The following is a 24,285-nucleotide window of genomic DNA, read 5'->3' as shown; positions in this document are numbered from 1 at the left end:
TTGGATCGATGACAACATCGTATACCTTGCCATGATGGGAAGGTGTAGAGTCGATTTCAAGATTTTATGCGGAGCGAGAAATGAACATAGGTGAAGCGGCTAAGGCCTCGGGCGTGACGGCGAAGATGATCCGCTACTACGAGAGCGTCGGCTTGCTCAATCCGGTGGGACGAACGTCGTCGGGTTATCGCGTGTATGGAGCGCAGGAGGTTCATGCATTGCGGTTCGTCCGGCAGGCGCGCCGGCTTGGTTTCCTGGTGGAAGACATACGCAAATTACTGGCGCTATGGCAAGACCGCTCGCGTGCAAGCGCCGAAGTGAAGGCGATTGCAACGGAGCACGTCGCCGAACTGGACCGTCGGATCGATGAACTGACGAGCATGCGCGATACGCTCGTTCATCTTGCGAACCACTGTCATGGCGACGAGCGTCCTGATTGCCCCATTCTGGATCAGCTGGCGGAGTCATGCACCAACAATGTGCTTTCGCTCACGGCCGCTGTAGAAAAAGCTGCTTTAAATCAGTCGGTTGAGTAAGACAAAAAAGACGCACCACTGCGTGACGAAATGCACAGTGTTCATGCATATAGCTACACTTTTTGAGATTCAAGCGCTATAATCCGGGTTATCCCTTATACGGGTAATCCCTGACCCGAAATGCTAGGGATCGTTGAAATCCTTGGAGAAAGATCATGTTTGCAGTCCTGCTCGAAAAACTCAGCATCTGGTTTGAAACCGCCGAACAACGTCGCCGTGAAGAGTATCTGGCGCAATCCGCGGATATCGTTCAGCTCGAAATGCGCATCCGCTCGCTCGAATCGAACGGCTACAACGCTTAAGGCGCAGTAGCGCCGCACAGGGCGCCACGGCCATGCAAAAAGCCCCGCAACGCGGGGCTTTGTCGTTTTTGGCGCGATGCTCGTTCTGCTTACTTCGTTTGCGGATGCGCCGCGAGCCACTGCTTCATGAAGCGGATTTCCTTTTCCTGCGCCGCAACGATGTCCTTCGCCAGCTTGCGCAGCTTCGCGTCCTTGCCGTACTTCAGCTCGACTTTCGCCATTTCCACCGCGCCTTCGTGATGCGGGATCATGTGCGCGACGAAATCGCGGTCGGCGTCGCCGCTGTACTGTATGTCGGACATGCCCGACATCATCGACTTGTCGGCGGCCTGAAAGTCCGCTGTCGATGACGATCCCGCCGCGTTCGGCGTGGCTTCGGACATATGCATGCCGTGCATGGAGTCGTGAGCGGGCGCGGCCGTCTGCGCCATGGCGGAGGCGCTGCAAAGCGAGATGAGAAGGGCAAGCAGCGTTCTGGTCGATTGCATCGTATCTCCTGAGAAGGGCCGGTTGTGAGGCAAAACACCTAGCCTAAAGCTTGCCACCGGGGTAAGGTAAAGCGGTTTCGTCTACATAAAAGAGCGAGCGATGCGCAGCCATATCCACGACGCGACGAAGGCTTTCCGAAGCACGCGAAGCAATACGGCACGACGCGCTCGCGCGGCACTCGGCGCATGCCTCTGCGTCATTGCGCCACTGGCGTTCGGCACGCCGGGCGGCGAGCCGCTGGTGCTGGACACGCAAACGGGCATCCACAGCGGCGTGCCGGGGACCGTGCTTCAGACGGGGCCGCTCGGCGGGCCCGGCATGGTGCCCATGGCCACGCTGCCCGGACCGCCGCAGCAGGAACAGCCGCCTATCGTCGTTTCTCCGTACATCGACTATTCGTCGGGGCAAGCGACTGCGCCTGCGCAATCCAACGGCAGGCGGCACGGCAATTCCCGCACGCCTTATCCCTGAGTCGAGCAGGTTCAGGCCGCGCGGTGCTCCAGCTTGAACGATGCGTTCTTGTCTTCGCCGAGCGTATCGACGAGATATGGCAGCACTTGCTTGAGTTCGGCGGCGAGCGTATAGGGCGGATTCAAAATAAACATGCCGCTGCCGTAGAGCCCGAAGCCGTCTTCGGGCGGCTGCCTCACGGTCAATGCCGCATGCAGCCAGGCATTGGGTTGAATGGCCTTCAATTGCTCCGCGAAGCGTTGCGACTCCGGTCGCGCGACGATCGGATACCACACCGCGTAAGTGCCCGTCGCGAACCGCTTGAGCGATTCCTCAAGACAAGCAAGCGTGCGCGCATAGTCGCGCTTGTCTTCGTATGACGGGTCGATCAGCACGAGCGCGCGGCGCGGCGGCGGCGGCAGAATGGCCTTGATGCCGTCGAAGCCATCGCCTTCGTAGATCATCGCGCGGCGGCCTGCATCGCGGAAGTTATGACGCAGCACGTCGATTTCCGTGCTGTGCAACTCGTACAAACGCATGCGGTCCTGTTCGCGCATGAGCCGCCACGCGAGATACGGCGAGCCAGGATAGAAGCGCAATTCACCATCGGCGTTCAGGGCCGTGACTTCATCGACATAATCGGCGATGAGCGGCGGCAAATCCGTGCGCTCCCACAGCCGCGCGATGCCGTTTTCATACTCGGCATTCTTCGCGGCGAAGCCCTCCGTCAGCGAGTAGACGCCGGCGCCCGCATGCGTGTCGATATACCAATACGATTTGTCTTTCTGGGCGAGATGGCGAAGCATCCGGACGACGAGTGCGTGCTTCAGCACGTCGGCGTGATTTCCCGCATGGAAGGCGTGGCGGTAACTGAGCATGGCGAAAGGCCCGCGGAGGGCAACAGAAAACGAGTTCAGGGCAAACGGCGCAGCACGTCCGGCATGCGCGAAGGGCACTCATTGTAGCCGAGCGTCGCTTCGTGTTCGCTGCAGTGCGACACGCCGTTCATGCACAATAGCCGCTTCCGGTCGTCCATGACTAGTCGGCCGAACGGTCTAGGTGTTCTCATGCGCGGCGTGACTCGTCCTATGCCGAACGGCCATATTGCGGCCAATGGCGTCGCATGTTGTCATTCAACTGTCAGAGAGGAGGTTCGCATGTCACAGAACGGCAAGCTCGATGGTAAAACCGCGGTCGTCACGGGCGCGGCGAGCGGCATTGGCCGCGCAATCGCAATCACGCTTGCACAGGCGGGCGCGGCAGTCGCTATCGCGGACCTAAATCAGTCAGGCGCGGATACCGTCGCCGCCGAGATTCGCGAAAAGGGTGGCAAGGCTATCGGCATCGCGATGGACGTGACGGACGAGAACGCGGTCAATCAGGGTATCGACCGGGTCGCGGCGGAATTGGGATCGGTGGATATCCTCGTGTCGAACGCGGGCATTCAGATCGTCAATCCCATCGAAAACTACGCCTACTCGGACTGGAAGAAGATGATGGCCATTCACGTCGATGGCGCCTTCCTCACGACCAAAGCCGCGTTGAAGCACATGTACAAGGACGATCGCGGCGGCGTCGTCATCTACATGGGCTCGGTGCATTCGCATGAAGCGTCGCCGCTCAAGTCCGCTTATGTGACCGCCAAGCACGGTTTGCTCGGGCTTGCGCGCGTCCTGGCAAAGGAAGGCGCAAAACATAACGTGCGCTCGCACGTGGTGTGTCCGGGCTTCGTGCGCACGCCGCTCGTCGACAAGCAGATTCCCGAACAAGCGAAGGAACTCGGCATCGGCGAGGAAGAAGTCGTGAAACGCGTGATGCTGGGCGGCACGGTCGACGGCGTGTTCACCACGGTGGAAGACGTCGCGCAGATGGTGCGGTTCCTGTCCGAGTTCGAGACAGCGGCGCTCACGGGGCAATCGTTCGTGGTGAGCCACGGCTGGTTCATGCAATAAGCGAAAGACACGCACGCGAGAAAGCGGAGGCATCGGCATGGCGGAAATCGACGACAGCGAAGCGCTGCAACCGGAGACTCAGAACGAAGGCGACAAGCGCATTGACTTGCCGCCTTACGAGACCATCGCGCTCATGCTGCAGGGCGGCGGTGCGCTCGGCGCGTATCAGGCGGGCGTCTATCAGGGGCTCTACGAAGCGGGCATCGAGCCGAACTGGATCGCCGGCATCTCCATCGGCGCGCTGAATACGGCGATCATCGCGGGCAATGCGCCTAAGGATCGCGTGCCGCGTCTGCTCCAGTTCTGGGAAACCATTTGTCAGCCGGCATTTGGGTTTCCATTGCCGGCGTTCATTGAGCATGCGCTGTTCGAATCGCCCGACGAGATTCGCAAGGCGTTCACCGCGTGGCAGGCGTTCGGCGCGATCGTGGAAGGGCAAAAGGGCTTTTTCGTGCCGCGCTTTCCGCCCCCTTCGCCGCTCGCGGCCGGCTCGCCGCAGACCGCAAGTTATTACGACACGACGCCGCTTCGGGCCACGCTGGAAGGCCTGTGCGACTTCGATCGCATTAACTCGGGCGAAAAGCGCGTGTCGGTCGGTGCGGTCAACGTGGCAACCGGTAACTTCGCTTACTTCGACAATACGAAGATCAAGCTGCGCGCCGAGCATTTCATTGCGTCGGGCGCGCTGCCGCCGGGCTTTGCGGCAGTCGAGGTCGACGGCCAGTTCTACTGGGACGGCGGCCTCATGTCCAACACGCCGCTCTACGAGATTGCGCAGGCCACGCCGCGTCGCGACACACTCGCATTTCAGGTCGATCTCTGGAGCGCGCGCGGGCCGGTGCCGGACAGCATCGTCGACGTCATGGGTCGCGTGAAGGACGTTCAATATTCCAGCCGCACGCGTCTCGTGACGGATCAAATGCAGCGCTCACAGCGGTATCGCAACGTATTGCAGCATGTGCTGGATCTCGTGCCCGAGGAACTGCGCAACAACGACGAATGGTGCCGGCGCGCGGCCGAACTCGCGTGCTCGAAGCGCTACAACGTGATCCACCTGATTTACCGCCACAAGGAATACGAAGGGCATTACAAAGACTATCAATTCGGCCTTTCGACCATGCGCGAGCATTGGAGTAGCGGGCTCGACGACATTCGCCGCACGCTCGCGCATCGCGACTGGCTGAAGATGCCGAACGGCGACTCCGGCTTCATCACGCATGACATTCATCGCGACGGGAGCTGATCGTGCTCGGCGGATTTGCTTGAGTGACTCGTGCGCGCGCGTTTTTGTGACCCTTTGTATAATTCGGGCCTATCGAACACGCGTTGCCGATGGTGGCAGCCGATAACCGTCCCTCCAAGCTTGAGATGAATTCCATCGCCGTCTGCTTCGTCTGTCTCGGCAACATCTGCCGGTCGCCTAGCGCCGAAGCGGTGATGCGCGATCTCGTCGAGGAGGCGAAGCTTTCGGAACGGATCATTATCGACTCGGCGGGAACGGGCGACTGGCATATCGGACATCCGCCCGACGAGCGCGCTCAACGTGCCGCAAAGAAGCGCGGCTACGACCTCTCACCGTTGCGCGGGAGGCAGATCACGGCCGAAGACTTCGCTCGCTTCGACCTGTTGATCGTGATGGACGACAAGAACGTCGCGGCGCTTACGGCGGTCTGTCCGCCGGAGCATCGCGACAAGATTCGCCTGTTGATGGAGTTCGCGACGCGTGACGACAGCCGCGTGGTCATCGACCCCTATTTCGGCGGTGACGACGGTTTCGAGCGCGTGCTCGATCAATGCGAAGACGCCTGTGAGGGGCTATTGGCGGCCTTGCGGACACAACTCGTCAGTTGAATTGGGCACGACGCGGCGGCCTTGCGCGCGGCAAGAAATAGAATTAAACAGCTACTTATCTGGTCCCGGATACTTGACTAAAACTGTGGGATATTTATACTTGACAGAAATCATCGAGTATTAGCGGTAGCCCCCAATTATGAGACTCACCACGAAAGGCCGTTTCGCCGTCACGGCGATGATCGACCTGGCATTGCGCCAGGAGCAGGGCCCGGTGACGTTGGCAGGCATCAGCCAGCGCCAGCGCATCTCGCTTTCCTATCTCGAACAGTTGTTCGGCAAGCTGCGTCGCCACGAGATCGTCGAGTCCGTACGCGGGCCGGGCGGCGGGTACAACCTCGCGCGCCGCGCCGAGAACGTCACGGTGGCCGACATCATCATCGCGGTCGATGAACCGATCGACGCCACGCAATGCGGCGGCAAGGGCACGTGCGAAGGCACCAAGCAGCACGACGGCCACTGCATGACGCACGAACTGTGGGCGACGCTCAATCAGAAGATGGTCGAGTATCTCGATTCCGTCTCGTTGAAAGATCTGGTCGATCAGCAGCGCGCTCGCGAAGGTTCGTCGTCGGTGTTGCGCGACCGCCGCGCCGAACCGGCGGGCGTCGAAGCCGCGCGTGTGGTGCCCAAGGGGCCGAATTCCATTTTCAACCTGGCTGGTTGAAGCCGCGCGGCGCGTCTCATGAAGCGCGAGTGCGAGCATCCCGGCCACGTGTACTGAACGATTTTCCCGGAGCGACAGATGAATAACGACATTCCCCACCTGCCCATTTATATGGATTACAGCGCGACGACCCCCGTCGATCCGCGCGTGGTGGACAAGATGATTCCGTATCTTCGCGAGCAGTTCGGCAATCCGGCTTCGCGCAGCCATCAGTACGGCTGGGACGCGGAGCGGGCGGTCGAGGAAGCGCGCGAAAACGTCGCGGCGCTCGTCAATGCCGATCCGCGCGAAATCATCTGGACGTCGGGCGCGACGGAGTCGGACAACCTCGCGATCAAGGGCGCCGCGCACTTCTACAAGAGCAAGGGCAAGCACATCATCACGGTGAAAACCGAGCACAAGGCCGTGCTCGACACCACGCGCGATCTCGAGCGCGAAGGCTTCGAAGTCACGTATCTGGATGTCAAGGACGACGGTCTCATCGACCTGGACAAGTTCAAGGCCGCCATTCGTCCCGACACGATCCTCGTATCGGTGATGAGCGTGAACAACGAGATCGGCGTGATTCAGGACATCGAGGCGATCGGCGAGATCACGCGTGAAAAGGGCATCATTTTTCACGTCGATGCAGCGCAAGCCACCGGCAAGATCGCGATCGATCTGCAGAAGCTGAAGGTCGATCTGATGTCGTTCTCGGCGCACAAGACGTATGGGCCGAAGGGCATCGGCGCGCTGTACGTGCGTCGCAAGCCGCGCGTGCGTATCGAGGCGCAGATGCACGGCGGCGGTCACGAGCGCGGCATGCGTTCGGGCACGCTCGCAACGCATCAGATCGTCGGCATGGGCGAGGCTTTCCGTATCGCGCGTGAGGAAATGGCCACCGAGAACGAGCGTATCCGCATGCTGCGCGACCGTCTGCTCAAGGGCCTGCAAGACATGGAAGAGGTGTACGTGAACGGCGACATGGAACGCCGCGTGCCGCACAACCTCAACATCAGCTTCAATTTCGTCGAAGGCGAATCGCTCATCATGGCGGTCAAGGATGTCGCGGTGTCGTCGGGTTCGGCGTGCACGTCGGCGTCGCTGGAACCGTCGTATGTGCTGCGTGCGCTCGGCCGCAACGACGAGCTGGCGCATAGCTCGATCCGCTTCACGGTCGGCCGCTTTACGACCGAGCAGGATGTCGATTACGTCATCAACCTGCTGAAGAACAAGATTGCAAAGCTGCGCGATCTGTCGCCGCTGTGGGAAATGCACAAGGATGGCATCGATATCTCGAGCATCCAGTGGGCGGCGCACTGAGCGCATCACGAATGGTTTGGCGACTGGCCGCGTGTCGGTCGAGAGAATGTTGCTCCGCCTCTCGCGGAGATAGATCACCGGAGAATTCGAATCATGGCTTATAGCGACAAGGTTCTGGACCACTACGAAAACCCGCGCAACGTCGGCTCCTTCTCGAAGGACGACGACACGGTCGGCACCGGCATGGTCGGCGCACCGGCTTGCGGCGACGTGATGAAACTGCAGATCCGCGTGGGCGCGGACGGCGTGATCGAAGACGCGAAGTTCAAGACGTACGGCTGCGGCTCGGCCATCGCGTCGAGCTCGCTCGTGACCGAATGGGTGAAGGGCAAGACGCTGGATCAGGCGCTGACGATCAAGAACACGCAGATCGCCGAGGAACTCGCACTGCCGCCCGTGAAGATTCACTGCTCGATTCTCGCCGAAGACGCAATCAAGGCAGCGGTCGCCGACTACAAGGAACGTCACGGCGTGGCGGCTCCTCAGGCCGAGCAGACGGAAGCCAAGCAACACGCGGCCTGAATGCGGCATGAAGGTGGCGTAGGCAACGACCCTGGAATGGCGCCGGCAAGATCGGCGCCTCGGATTTCGAAGTAACGCAGCAAGTAAAGAGCGCGACGCAAAGACTATGGCAATCACGTTGACGGAGAAGGCAGCACAGCACGTGCATAAGTATCTGGCGCGACGCGGCAAGGGCGTCGGCCTGCGCCTGGGCGTGCGTACGACGGGCTGTTCGGGTCTCGCGTACAAGCTCGAATATGTCGATGAACTCGCACCGGAAGACATGGTGTTCGAGTCGGCGGGCGTGAAGGTCGTGATCGATCCGAAAAGCCTCGCTTATCTCGACGGCACCGAACTGGATTTCGCGCGTGAAGGGCTGAACGAAGGCTTTCGCTTCAACAACCCGAACGCGAAGGACGAGTGCGGCTGCGGCGAGTCGTTCCGCGTATAACCGGGCATGACGCCGGCGGTATCGGCAAAAGAGGCGGCGCGTGCCGCCTTTTTCATTCGCGCTTCGACTTTGCTGCATCCTTCGAGATATCTTCCGAGTAACCGGTAATCCTCAATGGCATCGCTCAACGACAGTCACTTCGATCTCTTCGACTTGCCGCCGGTCTTCGCGGTCGATCAGCAAGCGCTCGACGACGCATATCGCACCGTGCAGGCGCAAGTGCATCCGGACCGCTTCGCCTCGGCGGGCGACGCGCAACGCCGTATCGCGATGCAATGGGCGACGCGCGCCAACGAGGCTTACCAAACGCTGCGCGATCCGTTGAAGCGCGCGCGCTACATGCTGTCGCTGCGCGGTATCGACGTCGGCGCGGAAAACAATACGGCGATGGAACCCGCGTTCCTCATGCAGCAAATGGAATGGCGCGAGAATATCGAGGATGCGGCCGGCGCGAAGAATATCGGCGCGCTCGAATACTTGCTCGACGAATTGCGCGATGAAGAACGCGTGCGCTTCACCAAGCTCGAAGCGCTGATCGACAGCAAGTCGGATCAGGCGGCAAGCGAGGCGGTGCGGCAACTGATGTTCATCGAACGCGTGGCGCATGAAATCGGCACGCAGATCGAGCGGCTCGAAACCGCCTGACGTACAAGAGCCTCAGGCGCCGCACACAACCCCATAAGATCAACGATGGCTTTACTGCAAATCTCAGAACCCGGCATGGCGCCCGCACCGCATCAGCGGCGCGTGGCGGTCGGTATCGATCTCGGCACGACGAACTCGCTCGTGGCGGCCGTGCGCAACAGCGTGCCCGAAGCGCTTCCCGACGAGGACGGCCATGTGCTGCTGCCTTCGGTGGTGCGCTATCTGGAGAAGGGCGGACGGCGCATCGGCCGCGTCGCGAAGGAAGAAGCGGCCATCGATCCGCGCAATACGATCGTGTCCGTCAAGCGCTTCATGGGCCGAGGCAAGAGTGAGGTGGAGGGCGCGGAGAACGCGCCGTACGATTTCATCGACGCGCCCGGCATGGTGCAGATTCGTACGATCGACGGCGTGAAGAGCCCGGTCGAGGTGTCGGCCGAGATTCTCGCCACGCTGCGTTATCGCGCGGAAGATTCGCTCGGCGAAGATCTGGTCGGCGCGGTCATCACCGTGCCCGCTTATTTCGATGAAGCCCAGCGCCAGGCCACCAAGGACGCCGCGAAGCTCGCCGGACTCAACGTGCTTCGACTGCTGAACGAACCGACCGCGGCGGCCATCGCTTACGGTCTCGACAACGCATCGGAAGGTCTGTACGCGGTCTACGATCTCGGCGGCGGTACCTTCGATCTGTCCATTCTCAAGCTCACCAAGGGTGTCTTCGAAGTACTCGCGGCCGGCGGCGATTCCGCGCTCGGCGGCGACGATTTCGACCACGTGCTGTATCGGCATGTGATTGCGCAGGCGGGCGTCGAAGTCACTTCGCCCGAAGACGTGCGGCTCTTGCTGGACCATGTGCGAGTCGCGAAGGAAGCGCTTTCGTCGGCCGATGAAACGCGCGTCCAGGCGACGCTTTCGGACGGCCGCGTGATCGATGTCGCCGTGACCGAAGCGCAGTTCGACACGCTCACCGAAGCGCTCGTCGCGCGCACGCTCGGACCCACGAGAAAGGCGCTGCGCGACGCCAAGGTCGCGCCCGCCGAGATCAAGGGCGTGGTGCTGGTCGGCGGCGCGACGCGCATGCCGGTGATCCGCCGCGCGGTGCAGACGTATTTCGGCCAGCCGCCGCTCGTCAATCTCGACCCGGATCAGGTCGTGGCGCTCGGCGCCGCGATTCAGGCCGATCTGCTCGCCGGCAACCGTCGCGACGAAGGAGACGACTGGCTCTTGCTCGACGTGATTCCGCTGTCGCTCGGCGTCGAAACCATGGGCGGTCTCACCGAAAAAATCATTCCGCGCAACTCGACGATCCCGACCGCGCGCGCGCAAGACTTCACCACGTTCAAGGACGGCCAGACGGCAATGGCGATCCACGTGGTCCAGGGCGAACGCGAACTCGTGTCCGACTGCCGCTCGCTCGCGCGTTTCGAATTGCGTGGCATTCCGCCGATGGCGGCGGGCGCCGCGCGCATTCGCGTGACGTATCAGGTCGATGCCGACGGCTTGCTGTCCGTTTTCGCGCGCGAGCAGATTTCGGGCGTGGAAGCGTCGGTGGTGGTGAAGCCGTCCTACGGTCTCGCCGATGACGACGTCGCGCGCATGCTCGAGGAAAGTTTCAAGACCGCCGAGACCGACATGCAGGCCCGCGCGCTGCGCGAGGCGCAGGTCGATGCAGAACGGCTGGTCGAAGCCACGCACGCGGCGCTCGCGGCAGACGCCGAGTTGCTCGACGAGAGCGAACGCGCGCAGATCGAAACGCTGGCGGAAGAACTCGCGACCATCGCGAAGGGCGATTCGGCGCAACGTATCGAAGACGCGACCAAGGCGCTTTCCGTTGCAACCGACGAATTCGCCGCGCGCCGCATGAACAAGAGCATTCGCCGCGCACTCGCCGGCCGCAAGCTCGACGATGTCTGATCCATTCGGAAATTCACGGAAAACTTAAGTCCATGCCTCAAATCGTTGTGCTTCCTCACGTGGAGCTTTGCCCGGACGGCGCGGTCATCGACGCCGATATCGGCAAGAGCATCTGCGACAATCTGCTGGAACACGGTATCGAGATCGAGCACGCCTGCGAGAAGTCGTGCGCGTGCACGACCTGCCACGTCATAATCCGCGAGGGCTTCAACGCGCTCGAACCGTCGGAGGAAGACGAGGACGATCTCCTCGACAAGGCGTGGGGCCTCGAACCGACATCGCGGTTATCATGTCAGGCAATGGTGCCGGCCGACGAGGATCTGGTGGTCGAGATCCCGCGCTACACCATTAACCACGCCAAAGAAAATCACTGACGGAGGCTCGCTCATGAAGTGGACAGATACTCAAGAGATCGCAATGGCCTTGACCGATGCGCATCAAGATATCGATCCCCAGTATGTGCGTTTCACGGACTTGCATCGCTGGGTGACGGAGCTGGTTGGTTTCGACGACGATCCGCAGAGCTCCAATGAAAAGATTCTCGAAGCCATTCAGGCTGCGTGGATCGAAGACGCGGATTATTGATCGCGTTGGTATCGTCTAAAAGACGGCGACTCTCGAAAGAGGTCGCCGTTTTATTTTGAGCGCGCGGCATTTCACCATATTGATTTTCCTCATTCCCTTGCCGCTTTAATCTTGACAGAACTTGACGTTGTGCGCGTTGTTGACGGTCTTTCCCGCACTTAAAATCGCGCCCACTGCCTTCTGTTAGTCAATGCCGGATTCGATTCATCGCCCAGCGACGTTTCGTATTGCAAACAAATTTTACATGCCCGCGTGAAGGCGGCGTGTGGCCGTCCCCATGCTGGACGGCCTGTGGCGATCACTTGAGGAGAAGTACATGGGGAAACTCGACCTGTCGCGTCGTGGTTTTCTGAAGGCGGCTGCGCTCGCGGGCGTTTCGGTATTCGTCGCGCCCTTAGGCAGCCGTGCGTTCGCCGCGTTGTTCGAAGAGAAGATACTCACGCCCGTTCAATGGGATGCCACGAACGGAAGCGCAAAGTTTCGTATCGACGGCATGGCCAAGGTAACGGGCGCGAAGGTCTTCGCGCGCGACATCCGCGCGGCCGACATGCCGCATTGGCCGCAGCAACAATCGCACGCGCTGATCCTGCGCGTGACGCGGGCCGACTGTCTGTACGAAGGCTTCGATCTGTCGGTGCTCGGCGATGCGCTGAAGCCCGATCGCGTCGTCACCGCGGAAGATCTCGCGCGCGACAAGCTCGCCTTCCCCGCGTTCTATGGCGACGACATGTTCCTGCCCGCCGGGAAGACGCCCGCGTATCTCGGCCAGGCCGTCGCGATGCTGATCTATCACGACTTCGCGCGCTTCCGTTTCGCGAAGGAAAAGCTCCAGTTCCGCGATGGCGTGATCCGTTACGGCGCAACGACGGGGCCGCTCGAACGCGATCCGTGGGCGTCGTTTCGCTTCGTGCGCGTCGGCGGCAAGACGCCTTTCGACGAAGACACGTTTTCGAGCCTGAAGAACACGCCGCTCTTTCCGCACATGATGAAGAAGCGCGCGCCCGTCTGGGCCGACGCTCATGAACACGGCAAGCTCGACGAGCAGGGCATGTTCCACGCGCAAAGTATTGCCGACCAGCTCGATCATCCGCCGGCGGACTGGCTCGTCGTGGATCGCGAATACAAGACGCAATCGGTCGATACGGCCGCGCTCGAGCCCGACAACGCGAATTGCTGGTACGACGCGGCGACTCAGTCGCTGCACATGGTCGTCCCGACGCAAGGTCCGCACGAAGTCGCGGAAAGTGCCGTGGAGATGGCGGCCAAGTCGCATTTTCCGGTGAAGAACCTGTTCTTGCATCCGTGCTACACGGTGGGCTACGGTTCGAAGGATCACTTCAACGTGCCGTTCTACGGTCTCGTCGCGGCCATGTATGGCGAGGGCCGTCCCGTGCGCCTGGCTTTCGACCGCTTCGAACAGTTCCAGAGCTCGCTCAAGCGTCACGCGTTCGACATGCGCTATCGCATGGCGATCGACAAGAACACCGGCCTCATTCAAGCCTTCAAGGGCGACTTCGAAGCGAACGGCGGCGGACGCTGCAACTTCTCGCCATCGGTCGCGATGGTCGGCGCCACCGCGGCGCAGTCGATCTACTACATTCCGCAGAGCGATCTGACCGCGATCGCGATTGCCTCGCGCGCGGTCGATGCCGGTTCGGCGCGCGGTTACGGCACGCTGCAAAGCATGGCCGCGACCGAGATGATGATCGACGAGATCGCGCAGAAGCTCGATATCGACCCGATCGATTTTCGCCTGAAGAACGTGTTCCGCACCGGCATGAAGAACACGCAAGGCGCCATTCCCGCCGGCGCGTTGCGCGCCGAGGAAGTGCTGCGTCGCGCGAAGGAACTGCCGCTGTGGACCGAACGCATGCGGCGCAAGAGCGATTTCGAGGCGGCGCATCCGGGAATGCGCTATGGCATCGGGTTCGCGTGTACGCAGAAGGACTTCGGTACGGGCGCGGAAAGCGCCTTCGCGAAGGTGGAGTTCACGGCCGACGGGCGCATCGCGTTGAGTCACTCGGGCGCGGAGATCGGCACCGGCACGTCGACCTCGCAGGCCCTCGCGGTCGCGAAGTGGCTCGGCAAGCCCGCCGTCGATGTGCATATGGCGATCATCGACTGGACGGATTTGCCAGTCGTGACGAGCGGCGATCCGTACATCATGTCGCAAGCCGAGCAGGATCGCTTGAGCGCGAATCCGCGCTGGTCGCCCGCGTACATGTCGCCGGCCAGCGCGACGAATTCCGCCTTCTACTTCACGCACGCCACGCATGAAGCGGCGCGCGTCGTGTTCCGTCACGGCATCTGGCCCGCCGCGCTCGCGCTCTGGGGGCAGGGTATCGGCGGCGGTCAGGCGACCTCGTACGTCGTGCGTGTGGAAGATGCGCGCTGGGTCGACGGCAAGCTGGCGGCCGACGGCATGGAGCCGCTTGCCTTCGACGTGCTCGCGAAGAAGGCGCATGAACTCGGGCTCGTCACGGGCGCTGCGGTGCATACCTTCAATCGCTGGCAGTGGAGCGAGGCGCAGTTCGATATCGCGGGCACCGTCGATCAAGTACCGCTCGACGGACTCTCGGTGCGCTTCGGCAGCGCCGATGCCGCCAACGGCAAGCAACGCGGCAAGGCCACGGCCAACGGCTATACCGTGCTCGATCGCAAACGCGTGTTCATCCCGCCCGTGCAGCGCAACAACGCCGCGGTCACGTATTACAGCGCGGTCGGCACGCTCGTCGAACTTGCTATCGACTCGGCCAGCGGCAAGGTCGATCTGCTCTCGCATCATTCGATCATGGAATGCGGCAATCAGATCGCGCCGCAACTCGTCTCCGGGCAGTTGCAAGGCGGCCTCGCGATGGGCATCGGTCACGCGCTGCACGAGTATCTGCCGCTTTACGAAGACGGTCCCGGCAACGGCACGTGGAACTTCAACCGCTATCACTTGCCGCTCGCAAGCGATGTCGCAGTGTGGAAGCAAACCAGCGAAGTGTTGCCGCCGCTTTCCGAAACCGATCCGCCTAAAGGCATCGCCGAAGTGGTGATGATTCCGGTGGTCGGAGCCATCGTCAACGCGATCGCGCATGCGATCGGACATCGATTCACCGATCTGCCGGTGAGCCCGCAAAACATTCAGGAGGTGCTCGCATGACGGCCATCCCATCCGCCGCGGGCGTCGAATCGCGCTCGCTCTCCATGACGATCAACGGCAATAGGGTCGGCCCGATGCAGGTGCCATCCGGCTTGCCGATGATCGATTTCCTGCACGAGTATCTCGGCCTGACCGGCTCGCGTCTCGGCTGCGGGCAGGGCATCTGCCACGCGTGCGTCGTGATCGTCGACCGGGCCGATGGCACGAGCGAGGAAGTGCGTTCGTGCATCAACGGCGCGCATTTCTTCGACGGCAAGAACGTGCGGACCGTCGAGGGACACGCGAAGCGCAACGAGCAGGGCGAAGTCGTCGAACTGGCGCCCGTGCAGCAGAAGTTCCTGGAACATTTCAGCTTCCAGTGCGGCTATTGCACGCCGGGTTTCGTCAACGCGACGATGGTCCTGCTCGACAACCTGAAGCGCAATCCCATCGCGAAGGATCAGATCGAAGCGACCATCATGTCGGCGCTCGACAGCCACATCTGCCGTTGCACAGGTTACGTGCGCTACTACGAAGCCGTGAAGGAACTGGTGCTCACGACGCCCGGCCTGGTGAAGGACGCAGCATGACGAGACTGAATGTGACTCGCTTCGTGTCGCGCTGCGTCGTGCGGCTGATTCCACTCGCGCTTGCCGCGTTCGCGTTGAGCGCGTGCGGCGACCGTCGGGACGCGCCCGTTCACAACACGAGCTCGCCCGAGCAGATCGCGCGTGGACGCTATCTCGCGCATGCGGCGGATTGCGCCGCATGCCACACGGCGAACGGCGGCGCGCCGTTCGCGGGCGGCGTGGAGCTGCAATCGCAGTTCGGCACGTTCTACGGTACCAACATCACGCCCGATACGAAGTACGGCATCGGCTCTTATAGCGCCGACGACTTCTACGCCGTGCTGCATGAAGGCAAGTCGCCGAATGGCAAGCTGTATCCGGCGATGCCTTATACGTCGTATCGACAGATCACGCGCGAGGACAGTGACGCCCTTTACGCGTATCTGATGGCGCAAAAGCCGGCAGCCGTGCCGAGTGTCAAGCCGGTCCTCTCGTTTCCCTACAACGTGCGCTTCGCCGTGCGTTTCTGGGACATGCTGTTCTTGAACGACACCTTGCCGGATGCGTCGCAGGGACAATCGGCGGACTGGACGCGCGGGCGCTATCTAGCCAACGCGCTCGGCCATTGCGCCGAGTGCCACACGCCGCGTGGTGCCTTCGGCCAGTTGCAGGATGCGAAGACGCTGCAGGGCGAAGCCCTCGGCCGTGTCGGCGCGCCCGACATCACGCCGCAAGCGCTTGCCGCGCGTGGCTGGAAGGCCGCCGATCTGCAGACTTTCTTCGCGACGGGCGTCGCGCGGCAAGGCTCGGCGTATGGCGAGATGCATCCGGTGATCTATCTGAGCACGCAGCATCTGGATTCCAACGATCTGCGCGCGCTCGCCACGTATCTGCTCGGCGACAAGCCGCAGGCAGCCGCGCCGCTCGCCGCCATTCAGTCGGGCGACGCCACGCGGCTCGCTGCGGGACGCTCGCTCTATCTGGATTCTTGCGCGGGTTGTCACGGGCACGAGGGCGAGGGCAAGCCGCACGTCACGGTAGCGATGAACGGCAACTCGACCTTGCGTCTGGCCGATCCGCGCAACCTGATCGTGTCGATGCTCGATGGCATAAAGGCGCAGCCGTTCCCGCACGGCGAGGCCATGCAGGACATGCCTGGATTCGCGGGCACGTATAGCGACGAGCAGATCGCCGAACTGGCGAATTATCTTCGCGCAACGTGGGGCGGACAGCCTGCCGAGATCACGGCAGACAAGGTGAAGTCGCTGAGGTAGTCGCGGTTTTCCGCAGCGCGAACGAAAGAGGCCGCGGCTCGGCGAGCGTGGCCTCTTTTGCTTGGGGTTTGCCGCGCATTCGAGCACCCAAGTCGTCGTGACGTCGTTGGGCGACAGTGCGTCGCTCGATCGATTCTTCACGTTGGGTTTCAAACGCTCGCCGCGCACCCGAGCACAGGAGCCGCCGTGGTATTCCGAGCGCCGGCGCGCTCATGCTCCGCGCTGCATTACGCAGGCAGAAGACTTCTCAAACGCGCACGCCGCGTTCGACGAGCTGCCGCTGCAACGCTGGCCACATCTTCGCGACCGCTTCCTCGCCCGCCAAAATCGATGCGTTGCGCTGGCTGAAGTCGCTGCTGCTCATGGCATTGAGATTCGGCCGGATGACCGCGTCCGCGTACTTGTCGAGTTCATAAGCCTTGATGGTCTGGCCCATGATCGTGAAGGTCTGCATGAGCACGTCGAACGAGCTTTGCGTGAGGCCGCTTTCGGGACGCGCCGAAATATCCACGGCGATCACGAAGTCCGCGCCCATCTTGTGCGCGAATGCGGCGGGGACGGGACTCACCAGCCCGCCATCGACATATTCGTGGTCGCCGATCTTCACCGGCTCGAAGATCGACGGCACGCTGCACGACGCGCGCACCGCGATGCCCGTGTTGCCGCGCTGAAAGAGGATCGGCTGGCCATTCCGAAGGTCGGTCGCGACGATGCCAAGCGGCTTCGCCATCTTCTCGATCGGACGATTGTCGAGCGTCTTGTTGAGGTAGTTCTGCAGCGCCACGCCTTGCAAGATGCCGCGCGTGCGAAAGGGCATGGCCCAGTCGCTGATCGAGGCTTCGTCCATGGTGAGCGCGAGCTTGTTGATGGCGATGCCGTTCATGCCCGACGCATACAGTGCCGCGATGACCGAGCCCGCGCTCGTGCCCGCCACGAGATCGACCGGCACGTTGCGCGCTTCGAGCGCCTTGATCACGCCGATATGCGCGAAGCCGCGCGCCGCGCCGCCACCGAGCGCAAGCCCGATGCGAACGGGCGCTTGCCGCTGGATATCCGTTTTGGGCGGCGGCGTGCTCGTGGTCGTGGTCGACGTGGCGTTGCCGCCCGTGGCGGTCGTGCACGCGGTCACGACGGATGACAGCGCCGCGAGCGAAAACGCGCGACGCGAAAGCGAAAGACGGGATGACGATGGCTTCAAGTTGAACTCCGGGCGCGCCTTGCTGCTTTGAACGTGCCTTGGCCGGTATCGGCAAAAAGGCGCGGACATCATAAAACAAAGGCGCACGGACCGGCACAAAGCAGGCCGCGAGTATAATTCCGGTTCACTTTGACGAAGCGCCGGCCGCGTGATCCAGCCGCACGAACGCTTCCGAATCAGCCGTCATTGGACACTTCTCGTCTGCTTTGAGGCGCGTAGAGCGCGCATCGGCTTCGAGCGAGACAGACGCCATCCATCGAGTAAAACCGCAATGACCACCCAAGTCCGTACCCGCTTCGCACCGAGCCCGACCGGTTTCATCCATCTCGGCAACATCCGCTCCGCGCTCTATCCCTGGGCGTTCGCGCGCAAGATGAAGGGCACCTTCGTGCTGCGCATCGAGGACACCGATGTCGAGCGCTCCACCGAAGCCTCGGTCGATGCGATTCTCGAAGGCATGGCCTGGCTCGGCCTCGATTTCGACGAAGGTCCGTTTTATCAGATGCAGCGCATGGAGCGTTATCGCGAAGTGGTCGCGCAGATGCTGGAGAAGGGGCTCGCGTACCACTGCTATATGTCGACCGAGGAGCTCGATGCCCTGCGCGAGCGTCAGCGCGCTGCGGGCGAAAAGCCGCGTTACGACGGCACGTGGCGTCCCGAGCCGGGCAAGGAGTTGCCGCCGGTTCCCGAAGGCGTGGAACCGGTGGTGCGCTTTCGCAATCCGCTGACGGGCGTGGTCGCGTGGGACGACGCCGTGAAGGGCACGGTCGAGATCTCGAACGAAGAACTCGACGATCTCGTCATCGCGCGTCCCGACGGTACGCCGACCTACAACTTCTGCGTGGTCGTCGACGACCTCGACATGCAGATCACGCACGTCATTCGCGGCGACGATCACGTGAACAACACGCCGCGTCAGATCAACATCCTGCGCGCGCTCGGCGGTGAAGTGCCGGTTTACGCGCATTTGCCGACGGTGCTGAACGAGCAGGGCGAGAAGATGAGCAAGCGTCATGGCGCCATGGCCGTGACCGGTTATCGCGACAACGGGTATCTGCCCGAGGCGGTCGTGAACTATCTCGCACGCCTCGGCTGGTCGCATGGCGATGCAGAAATCTTCTCGCGCGAACAGTTCGTCGAATGGTTCGACCTAGAGCATCTGGGCAAGTCGCCGGCGCAATACGACCACGACAAGCTCAACTGGCTCAATGCGCATTACATCAAGGAAGCGGACAACGGTCGCCTCGCGGAACTCACGCGGCCGTTCTTGCGCGAGGCGGGTATCGAAGCGAGCGCGATCGAGAACGGCGCGCCGCTGGAGCTGGCGATCGGGCTTTTGAAGGACCGCGCATCGACGGTGAAGGAAATCGCCGATAACGCCGTGATGTTCTATCGCGAGCCCACGATCGATCCCGAAGCGCGCAAGCAGCACGTCACCGATGCAGTGCGGCCGGCCATCGCCGATTTGCGCGCGGCGCTCGCCGAAGCGGAGTGGAGCAAGGAAGCGATCGCCGCGGCCGTGAAGGCTACGCTTGCCGCGCACAAGCTCAAGATGCCGCAACTCGCGATGCCGGTTCGCTTGCTGGTTGCAGGCACGACGCACACGCCGTCCCTCGACGCCGTGCTTGCTCTCTTCGGCCGCGAAGCCGTTTTGCGTCGGCTGGAACTGGCCGCAAGCTGACTGAAGACGCAAAGCCGCGCGCGATGAATGCCAGCGATGCATGCATTGCGCGCAAATGCATGAAGAGAGGTAAAAAATTTCGCTACGAGCGTCAAAGGGTATTTACAACTTCAAAAATGGCCTATAGAATCTCGTTTCTGTTCTGCAAGGGGGTATAGCTCAGCTGGGAGAGCGCTTGCATGGCATGCAAGAGGTCAGCGGTTCGATCCCGCTTACCTCCACCAAGAATGGTTTTGCAGGGCAGGTGGTATTGTTTGTATGGGTTCCAGCGTTTCGGAAAGTCGCAAAAAATACTTCACAAGTAACATCAGGTTGTATAGAATTTCGGTCTTCGCTGCTTGCGGCAAGTTGTTAAGCCCAGAGCGAATGATCGAGTAGCAAAGACAGATACACAAGTTTCTGTCCCCTTCGTCTAGAGGCCTAGGACATCACCCTTTCACGGTGAGTACAGGGGTTCGAATCCCCTAGGGGACGCCAGCACATCGGCGGCTGCTAGTAAGGAGCGCTGCCTGGAAGTAAGCGCTGGAGCGGTAGTTCAGTTGGTTAGAATACCGGCCTGTCACGCCGGGGGTCGCGGGTTCGAGTCCCGTCCGCTCCGCCAACGCATTGCAAGCAGGAAGACTCCGGCTGATAAGCCGGATTTTTTTTCGCTACGCTGTGTCGATAGTTTAGTTTTAGTAGGTTGAAGTCCCCTTCGTCTAGAGGCCTAGGACATCACCCTTTCACGGTGAGTACAGGGGTTCGAATCCCCTAGGGGACGCCAGAACATCGGCGGCTGCTGTAAAAGCGCTGCAATCGGTGAACGAGTTGGAGCGGTAGTTCAGTTGGTTAGAATACCGGCCTGTCACGCCGGGGGTCGCGGGTTCGAGTCCCGTCCGCTCCGCCAGCTAGTTGAGAAAATCCAGCCTTCGGGCTGGATTTTTTTTGGCTCGTTTTTTCGCTTGCGTCAGGTCCCGCGCATCGAATCCTGCGCAAACATCGATTTGTCGATTGCCAGCAGGCGCGCACTGTCATAGTGTTTAGGGCACCTCCTCGTGCCCGTCCCGCGTGCGATGCTCGACCCGACCGAAGACCTCTCTCTGTTCCAGTTGCGCCAGGCGTCGATGGCGGATTTCGCTTTCGCCGAAGCGCTCACGCACGACAACATGGTCGGCTACTATCGTCGTCACAATCTCGTGTGGCGGGGCGACCTGTTTCTGTCGAGCTGGCGCGAGTCGGAGAACTTCATCCTGCAGGCGGACGGCGTGCCTATTGGCGTCATGCGCGTGACCGAGGAAGACGACTCGCTGCATATTCGTGACGTGCAGATCGCGCAGGGCTTTCGCGGACGCGGCGCAGGCACCTTCCTGCTGAACACGGCGCATCGCTGGGCGCGTGCGCGAGGGCTCGCCGAGTGCCAGTTGCGCGTATTCGTCGACAACCCTGCCGCGCGCCTGTACGTGCGTCTGGGCTATCGTCCGGCGGGACCGCGACTCGCCTTGCTCGGTTCGATCCGGCACATGGTGCGCCGCGTTTAGGCGTCGTCCATCGGGCGTTCGTCGTGGCCCGTTCCCGCATCACGCGAAAAAAACGCGCGAGGACTTTGCCCGAAAGCGCGGCGAAACATCGCCGAAAACGCGCTCTGACTTTGATAACCCAATTCCCGTGCGACTTGCGCTAGCGGTCGTCCCTGGCTCAGAAGCGGAATGGCGCGTGCGAGCACGGCCTGCTGGCGCCATTGCGAAAAGCTCACGCCGAGCTCGCGCCTGAAGAGCCGCGCGATGGTGCGCGTGCTCGCCCCGGCTTCCGACGACCATCGTTCGAGATCCGAATGCGACGGGTCGCTCAGCACGGCGTCGCAGAGCGCGCGCAGGCGCTTGTCATTGGGCATCGGCACGGAAAGCGGAAGTGGCTGCGAGCGGATGATTTCATCGAGCGCGAGCGTGCCGAGCAGCCGCTCACGCTGACGGGAAATCGCGTCTTCGTCGAGTGCGGCGATCACCTCGCGCAGCAGGGGCGACACTTCCACCACGCGGCACGCGCCGAGGCCGGGCGGCACGACGCTGGCGTCGACGTAAAGGGTGCGTAGATACGCGTCCTCGACGATCACGACTTCATGCGTCACGTTCGGCGGCACCCAGATCGCACGGGAAGGCGGCACCATCCACGTCGAATCGGCGGTTGCCACGCGCAGCACGCCGCGTGACGTGTACGCAACCTGCGCCCACGGATGTGTATGCAGCGCGATTCGCACGCCATACGGCACGGGCCGCGAGCGCACGCGGATCGGATGATCGCGGGTCGGCGAATGTTCGACTGGAATGTCGAGGTGCTCGACATTCTCGCTGGATGGATTCGTGTCGACGAACGTAGTCATGGATCGCCTTTCGGGCGGAAGCTTGGACGGCCCGCCGGCAGCGTATTTTCGCGGGGCATAATGCGCGGATCGTTCAACGCCACGAATGGAGCGGCATTCTCCGATGCAATACGTCTTTGTGTACGGCACCCTGCGCGCGGGCGAAGCCAATGATATCAATCGCGCGGCAGAGCGCCATGATCTGGCGACACCGGAGTATCTGGGCGCGGCGCACGTGCGCGGTCATCTTTTCGATTTCGGCGCTTACCCCGGACTAGTGCTCGATGGCGATACCGGTGCGCCGATTCGTGGCGATATCTATCGAATCGAAGAATCGCTTGTGCCTGTGCTCGATGAAATCGAAGAGGTGTATCCCGGTGTGGAAGGACTGTTTCGCTCGCACCGGATGCATGTCGAAGTGGAACTGGATGGCACGAGAACGCGCATCGATTGCCTGATGTACCCCGTCTCGGCGCAATCTGTTGCAGGACTACCGAAGATATCAAGCGGCGATTGGCTCGTTCGCTGATTACGCTGCGCCCGAAGTGCTCACGCACCAGAGCGCAGCGCGGCAGAACTAGCCGTGCGGCTGGAAGCGAACTTACTGGCTCGAACCGGTCGTCGACTTGCCGTGCGACTTCTTGTGATGACTACCCGACTTATGCATAGGCTGCGAATGCATGCCTTGCATACTGTCTTGCTGCGACGATTGCAGAGCTTGTGCGCGCGATTCGACGTCCGCGATCTTCGCGGGATCGGTGCTCATCGTCACGCCTTGCTCGCTTTGAGCATAGGCCACCGATGCAAGCGCGCTCAACGACAACAGAACAGCCACGGACACTTTCTTCATTTTAACCTCCTGGTGACAGTTGAATCCGGGAATCGCCTGTCCGATCCGGGTATTGCCGCATAGTTCAGAGCAAAATCCAGTCCCGCATCGCACGGAGGTGCTTCGCTACCCGAACGTCTTCGTCAATGCGCTTCGGACCGTACTTATCGTAGACCCCGATTCGGGCAACGACGTGTCGAACCACGATTCCTGGCCGGCCCTCGAAAAGCCGGTGCGCGATCTTACAGGCGCGGCTCGTTGCTAGCTAGTCCTGACTAAACCTCGCGCAATCGATTCACGCATGCGGCCCAGCGCCTTCAATAAAGACGCAGCCAGCGATACACCTCGAAGCGCGCCATGCCCACGAGTTCGTGCGCCGCAAGCTCGCTGTTCTCGAAGCTGCGGAAGCGGGGCAGAAGTGTGACGGAGTTGTGTCGCACATCTGAAACGTAGGCCTGCGGACGATAACCGAATGCGTCGAACGCGGCCAGCGAGCGTCGCATGTGATACGCCGACGTAATGACGATCAATTCGCTGTCATGTGCATCACCCAGAATGGCGGCGACATTACGCGCGTTCTGATAAGTGTTGAGGCTTTGATTTTCGCGGATGAGATCGCCCGGCGCGACGCCCTGCGCAAGCACGTAAGGCGCGTAGTTGTCCGCTTCGGCCTGACCGTGGTTTTGCGGGTCGCCGCCGCTCAGGATCAATCGACACGACGCACCGGACGCACGGCACTCCCGGTACAACTTCGCCGCCGCCGCAATGCGCGGGATCGAATCCGCTTTCGGGATGAGCCCCGTGCCTTCCCTGTCCGTTCCGCCGCCCATCAGAACGATGTCGGTCTTGGGTGCGAAGTCCGGCGTGATCGTCTGATCAAAGCCCTGTTGCGCGAGATTGAGCAAAGGCCCGGCGAACCATCCGCTACCGCACGCCCACGCCAAAATGACGGTGAGAACGGCAATCTGGACGCGGCGGCGTCGCCAAAGCGCAAATAATGCAAAAAAAAGCAGCAATAAAGTAAATAGAACCAATTTGATTGGGGTAACGTATTGGTTTGAGGGCAATTCGTTCCGTCATCGCGGACTTCGGGAACGCATCGGCGGGTGTCGCAGTAAAGCGCGTGATTAGCGCGCTCTCAACGGGGGCTTGTAATAGAAAGCAGCACCTAACGCAAGCGGCGGCCAAACATTCGCCAGCAAGCTGATCATGCTTGGCAACGCGAAATTCGGCGCGCCGCGTTTAGTCGACGTCGCGGACCGTCTTGCGACCGTCACGAGCGTCGTCATGGCTGCACAGGAAGACAGAACGAGATGACCACGTATTCTAACGAAGCCGTACTCGAAGCACTTCGCCGAGCGCAGTATCGTCAGGTTCCCTGGGCAAAACGTCCCAAAGGTTTCGACCTTCTGCGCGCCCTCGGGCTGCTCGAACTCACGAGACAGCGCACCGTTGCGCCAGCGCCGGGTTTTCATGCACCCGTGGATATCGCTGTTGTGACCGAGCGCGGGAAAAACGAATTCAACCGGCTTTGCCGCGACGAACGTTCGATCGACTGGGACTTGAGACGCAGCGAACCTTATTCGTTCGGCGGCCAGGAAGTCGTAGTCGAGGCGAGAGCCTGAACGGC

27 protein-coding genes and 5 tRNA genes are annotated in these 24,285 nt (G+C 61.6%); 26 read left to right on the top strand and 6 right to left on the bottom strand.

All coding sequences use genetic code 11. The features are described 5' to 3' along the window. Window positions 1–80: 80 nt before the first annotated feature. Window positions 81–536: a Cu(I)-responsive transcriptional regulator gene (gene cueR / locus P9250_RS26875; protein ID WP_310396105.1), complete on the top strand. Its 456-nt coding sequence runs from the start codon at window positions 81–83 to the stop codon at window positions 534–536. A gap of 155 nt (window positions 537–691) precedes the next feature. Continuing rightward, window positions 692–838: a DUF3563 family protein gene (locus P9250_RS26870; protein WP_244825434.1), complete on the top strand. Its 147-nt coding sequence runs from the start codon at window positions 692–694 to the stop codon at window positions 836–838. Window positions 839–927: 89 nt separating this feature from the next. Here P9250_RS26870 and P9250_RS26865 read toward each other — a convergent pair whose 3' ends face one another. Next, a complete protein-coding gene (locus tag P9250_RS26865; RefSeq protein ID WP_310396101.1) occupies window positions 928–1,326 on the bottom strand; it encodes a DUF305 domain-containing protein in 399 nt (132 codons plus the stop codon). 100 nt (window positions 1,327–1,426) lie between these two features. Between P9250_RS26865 and P9250_RS26860 the strand changes: the two genes are divergently transcribed. Further along, a complete protein-coding gene (locus tag P9250_RS26860; protein ID WP_250492504.1) occupies window positions 1,427–1,798 on the top strand; it encodes a hypothetical protein in 372 nt (123 codons plus the stop codon). A gap of 11 nt (window positions 1,799–1,809) precedes the next feature. On the opposite strand, the gene P9250_RS26855 is transcribed toward P9250_RS26860, so the two are convergent. Continuing rightward, window positions 1,810–2,655 (bottom strand): 23S rRNA (adenine(2030)-N(6))-methyltransferase RlmJ, encoded by an 846-nt coding sequence (locus tag P9250_RS26855; protein WP_250509127.1) that lies wholly within the window; start codon window positions 2,653–2,655, stop codon window positions 1,810–1,812. 279 nt (window positions 2,656–2,934) lie between these two features. Here P9250_RS26855 and P9250_RS26850 point away from each other — a divergent pair, with 279 nt between their 5' ends. The 14 genes from P9250_RS26850 (at window position 2,935) to P9250_RS26785 (ending at window position 16,612) form a co-directional block, all read left to right on the top strand. Then, window positions 2,935–3,729, top strand: a complete 795-nt coding sequence (locus tag P9250_RS26850) for a 3-hydroxybutyrate dehydrogenase (protein WP_310396098.1) — start codon at window positions 2,935–2,937, stop codon at window positions 3,727–3,729. Window positions 3,730–3,766: 37 nt separating this feature from the next. Continuing rightward, entirely contained in the window at window positions 3,767–4,972 is a 1,206-nt protein-coding gene (locus tag P9250_RS26845) for a patatin-like phospholipase family protein (RefSeq protein ID WP_310396095.1), read from the top strand. 125 nt (window positions 4,973–5,097) lie between these two features. Further along, window positions 5,098–5,580 (top strand): low molecular weight protein-tyrosine-phosphatase, encoded by a 483-nt coding sequence (locus P9250_RS26840; RefSeq protein WP_250465085.1) that lies wholly within the window; start codon window positions 5,098–5,100, stop codon window positions 5,578–5,580. A 139-nt stretch (window positions 5,581–5,719) separates the two neighbouring features. After that, the gene (iscR, locus tag P9250_RS26835) at window positions 5,720–6,247 is read left to right on the top strand and encodes a Fe-S cluster assembly transcriptional regulator IscR (protein WP_244825427.1); all 528 of its coding nucleotides are present in this window, start codon (window positions 5,720–5,722) and stop codon (window positions 6,245–6,247) included. A 78-nt stretch (window positions 6,248–6,325) separates the two neighbouring features. Continuing rightward, a complete protein-coding gene (locus P9250_RS26830) occupies window positions 6,326–7,549 on the top strand; it encodes an IscS subfamily cysteine desulfurase (protein ID WP_244825426.1) in 1,224 nt (407 codons plus the stop codon). A 93-nt stretch (window positions 7,550–7,642) separates the two neighbouring features. Then, window positions 7,643–8,071: a Fe-S cluster assembly scaffold IscU gene (gene iscU / locus P9250_RS26825; protein WP_244825425.1), complete on the top strand. Its 429-nt coding sequence runs from the start codon at window positions 7,643–7,645 to the stop codon at window positions 8,069–8,071. Between the two features lie 106 nt (window positions 8,072–8,177). Further along, window positions 8,178–8,501 (top strand): iron-sulfur cluster assembly protein IscA, encoded by a 324-nt coding sequence (iscA, locus tag P9250_RS26820; RefSeq protein WP_244825424.1) that lies wholly within the window; start codon window positions 8,178–8,180, stop codon window positions 8,499–8,501. Between the two features lie 114 nt (window positions 8,502–8,615). Continuing rightward, the gene (gene hscB, locus P9250_RS26815) at window positions 8,616–9,146 is read left to right on the top strand and encodes a Fe-S protein assembly co-chaperone HscB (protein WP_310396091.1); all 531 of its coding nucleotides are present in this window, start codon (window positions 8,616–8,618) and stop codon (window positions 9,144–9,146) included. A gap of 45 nt (window positions 9,147–9,191) precedes the next feature. Continuing rightward, window positions 9,192–11,057: a Fe-S protein assembly chaperone HscA gene (hscA, locus tag P9250_RS26810; RefSeq protein ID WP_310396090.1), complete on the top strand. Its 1,866-nt coding sequence runs from the start codon at window positions 9,192–9,194 to the stop codon at window positions 11,055–11,057. Window positions 11,058–11,089: 32 nt separating this feature from the next. Beyond that, complete coding sequence (gene fdx, locus P9250_RS26805; protein ID WP_244825421.1) at window positions 11,090–11,431, top strand: ISC system 2Fe-2S type ferredoxin; 342 nt, start codon at window positions 11,090–11,092, stop codon at window positions 11,429–11,431. A 13-nt stretch (window positions 11,432–11,444) separates the two neighbouring features. Continuing rightward, window positions 11,445–11,642, top strand: a complete 198-nt coding sequence (gene iscX, locus P9250_RS26800) for a Fe-S cluster assembly protein IscX (protein ID WP_244825420.1) — start codon at window positions 11,445–11,447, stop codon at window positions 11,640–11,642. Between the two features lie 316 nt (window positions 11,643–11,958). Continuing rightward, a complete protein-coding gene (locus P9250_RS26795; protein WP_310396088.1) occupies window positions 11,959–14,790 on the top strand; it encodes a molybdopterin cofactor-binding domain-containing protein in 2,832 nt (943 codons plus the stop codon). Beyond that, a complete protein-coding gene (locus P9250_RS26790) occupies window positions 14,739–15,359 on the top strand; it encodes a (2Fe-2S)-binding protein (RefSeq protein ID WP_409014979.1) in 621 nt (206 codons plus the stop codon). Before P9250_RS26795 ends, P9250_RS26790 begins: the two co-directional genes overlap by 52 nt. Next, complete coding sequence (locus P9250_RS26785) at window positions 15,356–16,612, top strand: cytochrome c (RefSeq protein ID WP_310396082.1); 1,257 nt, start codon at window positions 15,356–15,358, stop codon at window positions 16,610–16,612. Before P9250_RS26790 ends, P9250_RS26785 begins: the two co-directional genes overlap by 4 nt. A gap of 247 nt (window positions 16,613–16,859) precedes the next feature. Here P9250_RS26785 and P9250_RS26780 read toward each other — a convergent pair whose 3' ends face one another. Next, the gene (locus P9250_RS26780) at window positions 16,860–17,810 is read right to left on the bottom strand and encodes a patatin-like phospholipase family protein (protein ID WP_250492496.1); all 951 of its coding nucleotides are present in this window, start codon (window positions 17,808–17,810) and stop codon (window positions 16,860–16,862) included. Between the two features lie 271 nt (window positions 17,811–18,081). Between P9250_RS26780 and gltX the strand changes: the two genes are divergently transcribed. The 7 genes from gltX to P9250_RS26745 all read left to right on the top strand — a co-directional run bounded on the left by gltX (window position 18,082) and on the right by P9250_RS26745 (window position 21,008). Beyond that, entirely contained in the window at window positions 18,082–19,491 is a 1,410-nt protein-coding gene (gene gltX, locus P9250_RS26775; RefSeq protein WP_250492495.1) for a glutamate--tRNA ligase, read from the top strand. A 148-nt stretch (window positions 19,492–19,639) separates the two neighbouring features. Beyond that, window positions 19,640–19,715 (top strand) — tRNA-Ala (locus P9250_RS26770). A gap of 177 nt (window positions 19,716–19,892) precedes the next feature. Beyond that, window positions 19,893–19,968, top strand: a tRNA-Glu gene (locus P9250_RS26765). A 47-nt stretch (window positions 19,969–20,015) separates the two neighbouring features. Beyond that, a tRNA-Asp gene (locus P9250_RS26760) sits at window positions 20,016–20,092 on the top strand. Between the two features lie 86 nt (window positions 20,093–20,178). Next, window positions 20,179–20,254, top strand: a tRNA-Glu gene (locus P9250_RS26755). Between the two features lie 46 nt (window positions 20,255–20,300). Next, window positions 20,301–20,377, top strand: a tRNA-Asp gene (locus P9250_RS26750). Between the two features lie 148 nt (window positions 20,378–20,525). Then, a complete protein-coding gene (locus P9250_RS26745; protein ID WP_244825416.1) occupies window positions 20,526–21,008 on the top strand; it encodes a GNAT family N-acetyltransferase in 483 nt (160 codons plus the stop codon). Here the strand turns inward: P9250_RS26745 and P9250_RS26740 are convergent. Then, window positions 21,005–21,847: a helix-turn-helix transcriptional regulator gene (locus P9250_RS26740; protein ID WP_309843358.1), complete on the bottom strand. Its 843-nt coding sequence runs from the start codon at window positions 21,845–21,847 to the stop codon at window positions 21,005–21,007. The genes P9250_RS26745 and P9250_RS26740 overlap by 4 nt on opposite strands. 103 nt (window positions 21,848–21,950) lie before the next feature. Here P9250_RS26740 and P9250_RS26735 point away from each other — a divergent pair, with 103 nt between their 5' ends. Next, window positions 21,951–22,355 carry a gamma-glutamylcyclotransferase gene (locus P9250_RS26735; protein WP_244825414.1) on the top strand — a complete coding sequence of 135 codons (405 nt, stop codon included), beginning with the start codon at window positions 21,951–21,953 and terminating at the stop codon, window positions 22,353–22,355. Between the two features lie 72 nt (window positions 22,356–22,427). Here the strand turns inward: P9250_RS26735 and P9250_RS26730 are convergent, their stop codons facing one another. Together P9250_RS26730 and P9250_RS26725 are read right to left on the bottom strand one after the other, a co-directional pair. Beyond that, the gene (locus tag P9250_RS26730; protein WP_250492492.1) at window positions 22,428–22,676 is read right to left on the bottom strand and encodes a hypothetical protein; all 249 of its coding nucleotides are present in this window, start codon (window positions 22,674–22,676) and stop codon (window positions 22,428–22,430) included. A 296-nt stretch (window positions 22,677–22,972) separates the two neighbouring features. Beyond that, window positions 22,973–23,560 carry a YdcF family protein gene (locus tag P9250_RS26725; protein ID WP_310396077.1) on the bottom strand — a complete coding sequence of 196 codons (588 nt, stop codon included), beginning with the start codon at window positions 23,558–23,560 and terminating at the stop codon, window positions 22,973–22,975. A 408-nt stretch (window positions 23,561–23,968) separates the two neighbouring features. Here P9250_RS26725 and P9250_RS26720 point away from each other — a divergent pair, with 408 nt between their 5' ends. Next, on the top strand, window positions 23,969–24,280 hold the full coding sequence (locus P9250_RS26720; protein WP_244825411.1) for a hypothetical protein: 312 nt from the start codon (window positions 23,969–23,971) through the stop codon (window positions 24,278–24,280). Window positions 24,281–24,285 lie beyond the last annotated feature (5 nt).

The organism is Caballeronia sp. LP006 (assembly GCF_031450995.1).
In the GTDB taxonomy this organism is placed as follows: domain Bacteria; phylum Pseudomonadota; class Gammaproteobacteria; order Burkholderiales; family Burkholderiaceae; genus Caballeronia.
Note: the sequence above shows the minus strand (reverse complement) of the source record. Positions and strands in the feature narration are given on the sequence as shown.

Coding starts and splice junctions, on each gene's coding strand:
- cueR (WP_310396105.1), top strand. CDS start 81: ATGAACATAGGTGAAGCGGCTAAGGCCTCGGGCGTGACGGCGAAGATG.
- P9250_RS26870 (WP_244825434.1), top strand. CDS start 692: ATGTTTGCAGTCCTGCTCGAAAAACTCAGCATCTGGTTTGAAACCGCC.
- P9250_RS26865 (WP_310396101.1), bottom strand. CDS start 1,326: ATGCAATCGACCAGAACGCTGCTTGCCCTTCTCATCTCGCTTTGCAGC.
- P9250_RS26860 (WP_250492504.1), top strand. CDS start 1,427: ATGCGCAGCCATATCCACGACGCGACGAAGGCTTTCCGAAGCACGCGA.
- P9250_RS26855 (WP_250509127.1), bottom strand. CDS start 2,655: ATGCTCAGTTACCGCCACGCCTTCCATGCGGGAAATCACGCCGACGTG.
- P9250_RS26850 (WP_310396098.1), top strand. CDS start 2,935: ATGTCACAGAACGGCAAGCTCGATGGTAAAACCGCGGTCGTCACGGGC.
- P9250_RS26845 (WP_310396095.1), top strand. CDS start 3,767: ATGGCGGAAATCGACGACAGCGAAGCGCTGCAACCGGAGACTCAGAAC.
- P9250_RS26840 (WP_250465085.1), top strand. CDS start 5,098: ATGAATTCCATCGCCGTCTGCTTCGTCTGTCTCGGCAACATCTGCCGG.
- iscR (WP_244825427.1), top strand. CDS start 5,720: ATGAGACTCACCACGAAAGGCCGTTTCGCCGTCACGGCGATGATCGAC.
- P9250_RS26830 (WP_244825426.1), top strand. CDS start 6,326: ATGAATAACGACATTCCCCACCTGCCCATTTATATGGATTACAGCGCG.
- iscU (WP_244825425.1), top strand. CDS start 7,643: ATGGCTTATAGCGACAAGGTTCTGGACCACTACGAAAACCCGCGCAAC.
- iscA (WP_244825424.1), top strand. CDS start 8,178: ATGGCAATCACGTTGACGGAGAAGGCAGCACAGCACGTGCATAAGTAT.
- hscB (WP_310396091.1), top strand. CDS start 8,616: ATGGCATCGCTCAACGACAGTCACTTCGATCTCTTCGACTTGCCGCCG.
- hscA (WP_310396090.1), top strand. CDS start 9,192: ATGGCTTTACTGCAAATCTCAGAACCCGGCATGGCGCCCGCACCGCAT.
- fdx (WP_244825421.1), top strand. CDS start 11,090: ATGCCTCAAATCGTTGTGCTTCCTCACGTGGAGCTTTGCCCGGACGGC.
- iscX (WP_244825420.1), top strand. CDS start 11,445: ATGAAGTGGACAGATACTCAAGAGATCGCAATGGCCTTGACCGATGCG.
- P9250_RS26795 (WP_310396088.1), top strand. CDS start 11,959: ATGGGGAAACTCGACCTGTCGCGTCGTGGTTTTCTGAAGGCGGCTGCG.
- P9250_RS26785 (WP_310396082.1), top strand. CDS start 15,356: ATGACGAGACTGAATGTGACTCGCTTCGTGTCGCGCTGCGTCGTGCGG.
- gltX (WP_250492495.1), top strand. CDS start 18,082: ATGACCACCCAAGTCCGTACCCGCTTCGCACCGAGCCCGACCGGTTTC.
- P9250_RS26740 (WP_309843358.1), bottom strand. CDS start 21,847: ATGACTACGTTCGTCGACACGAATCCATCCAGCGAGAATGTCGAGCAC.
- P9250_RS26735 (WP_244825414.1), top strand. CDS start 21,951: ATGCAATACGTCTTTGTGTACGGCACCCTGCGCGCGGGCGAAGCCAAT.
- P9250_RS26730 (WP_250492492.1), bottom strand. CDS start 22,676: ATGAAGAAAGTGTCCGTGGCTGTTCTGTTGTCGTTGAGCGCGCTTGCA.
- P9250_RS26720 (WP_244825411.1), top strand. CDS start 23,969: ATGACCACGTATTCTAACGAAGCCGTACTCGAAGCACTTCGCCGAGCG.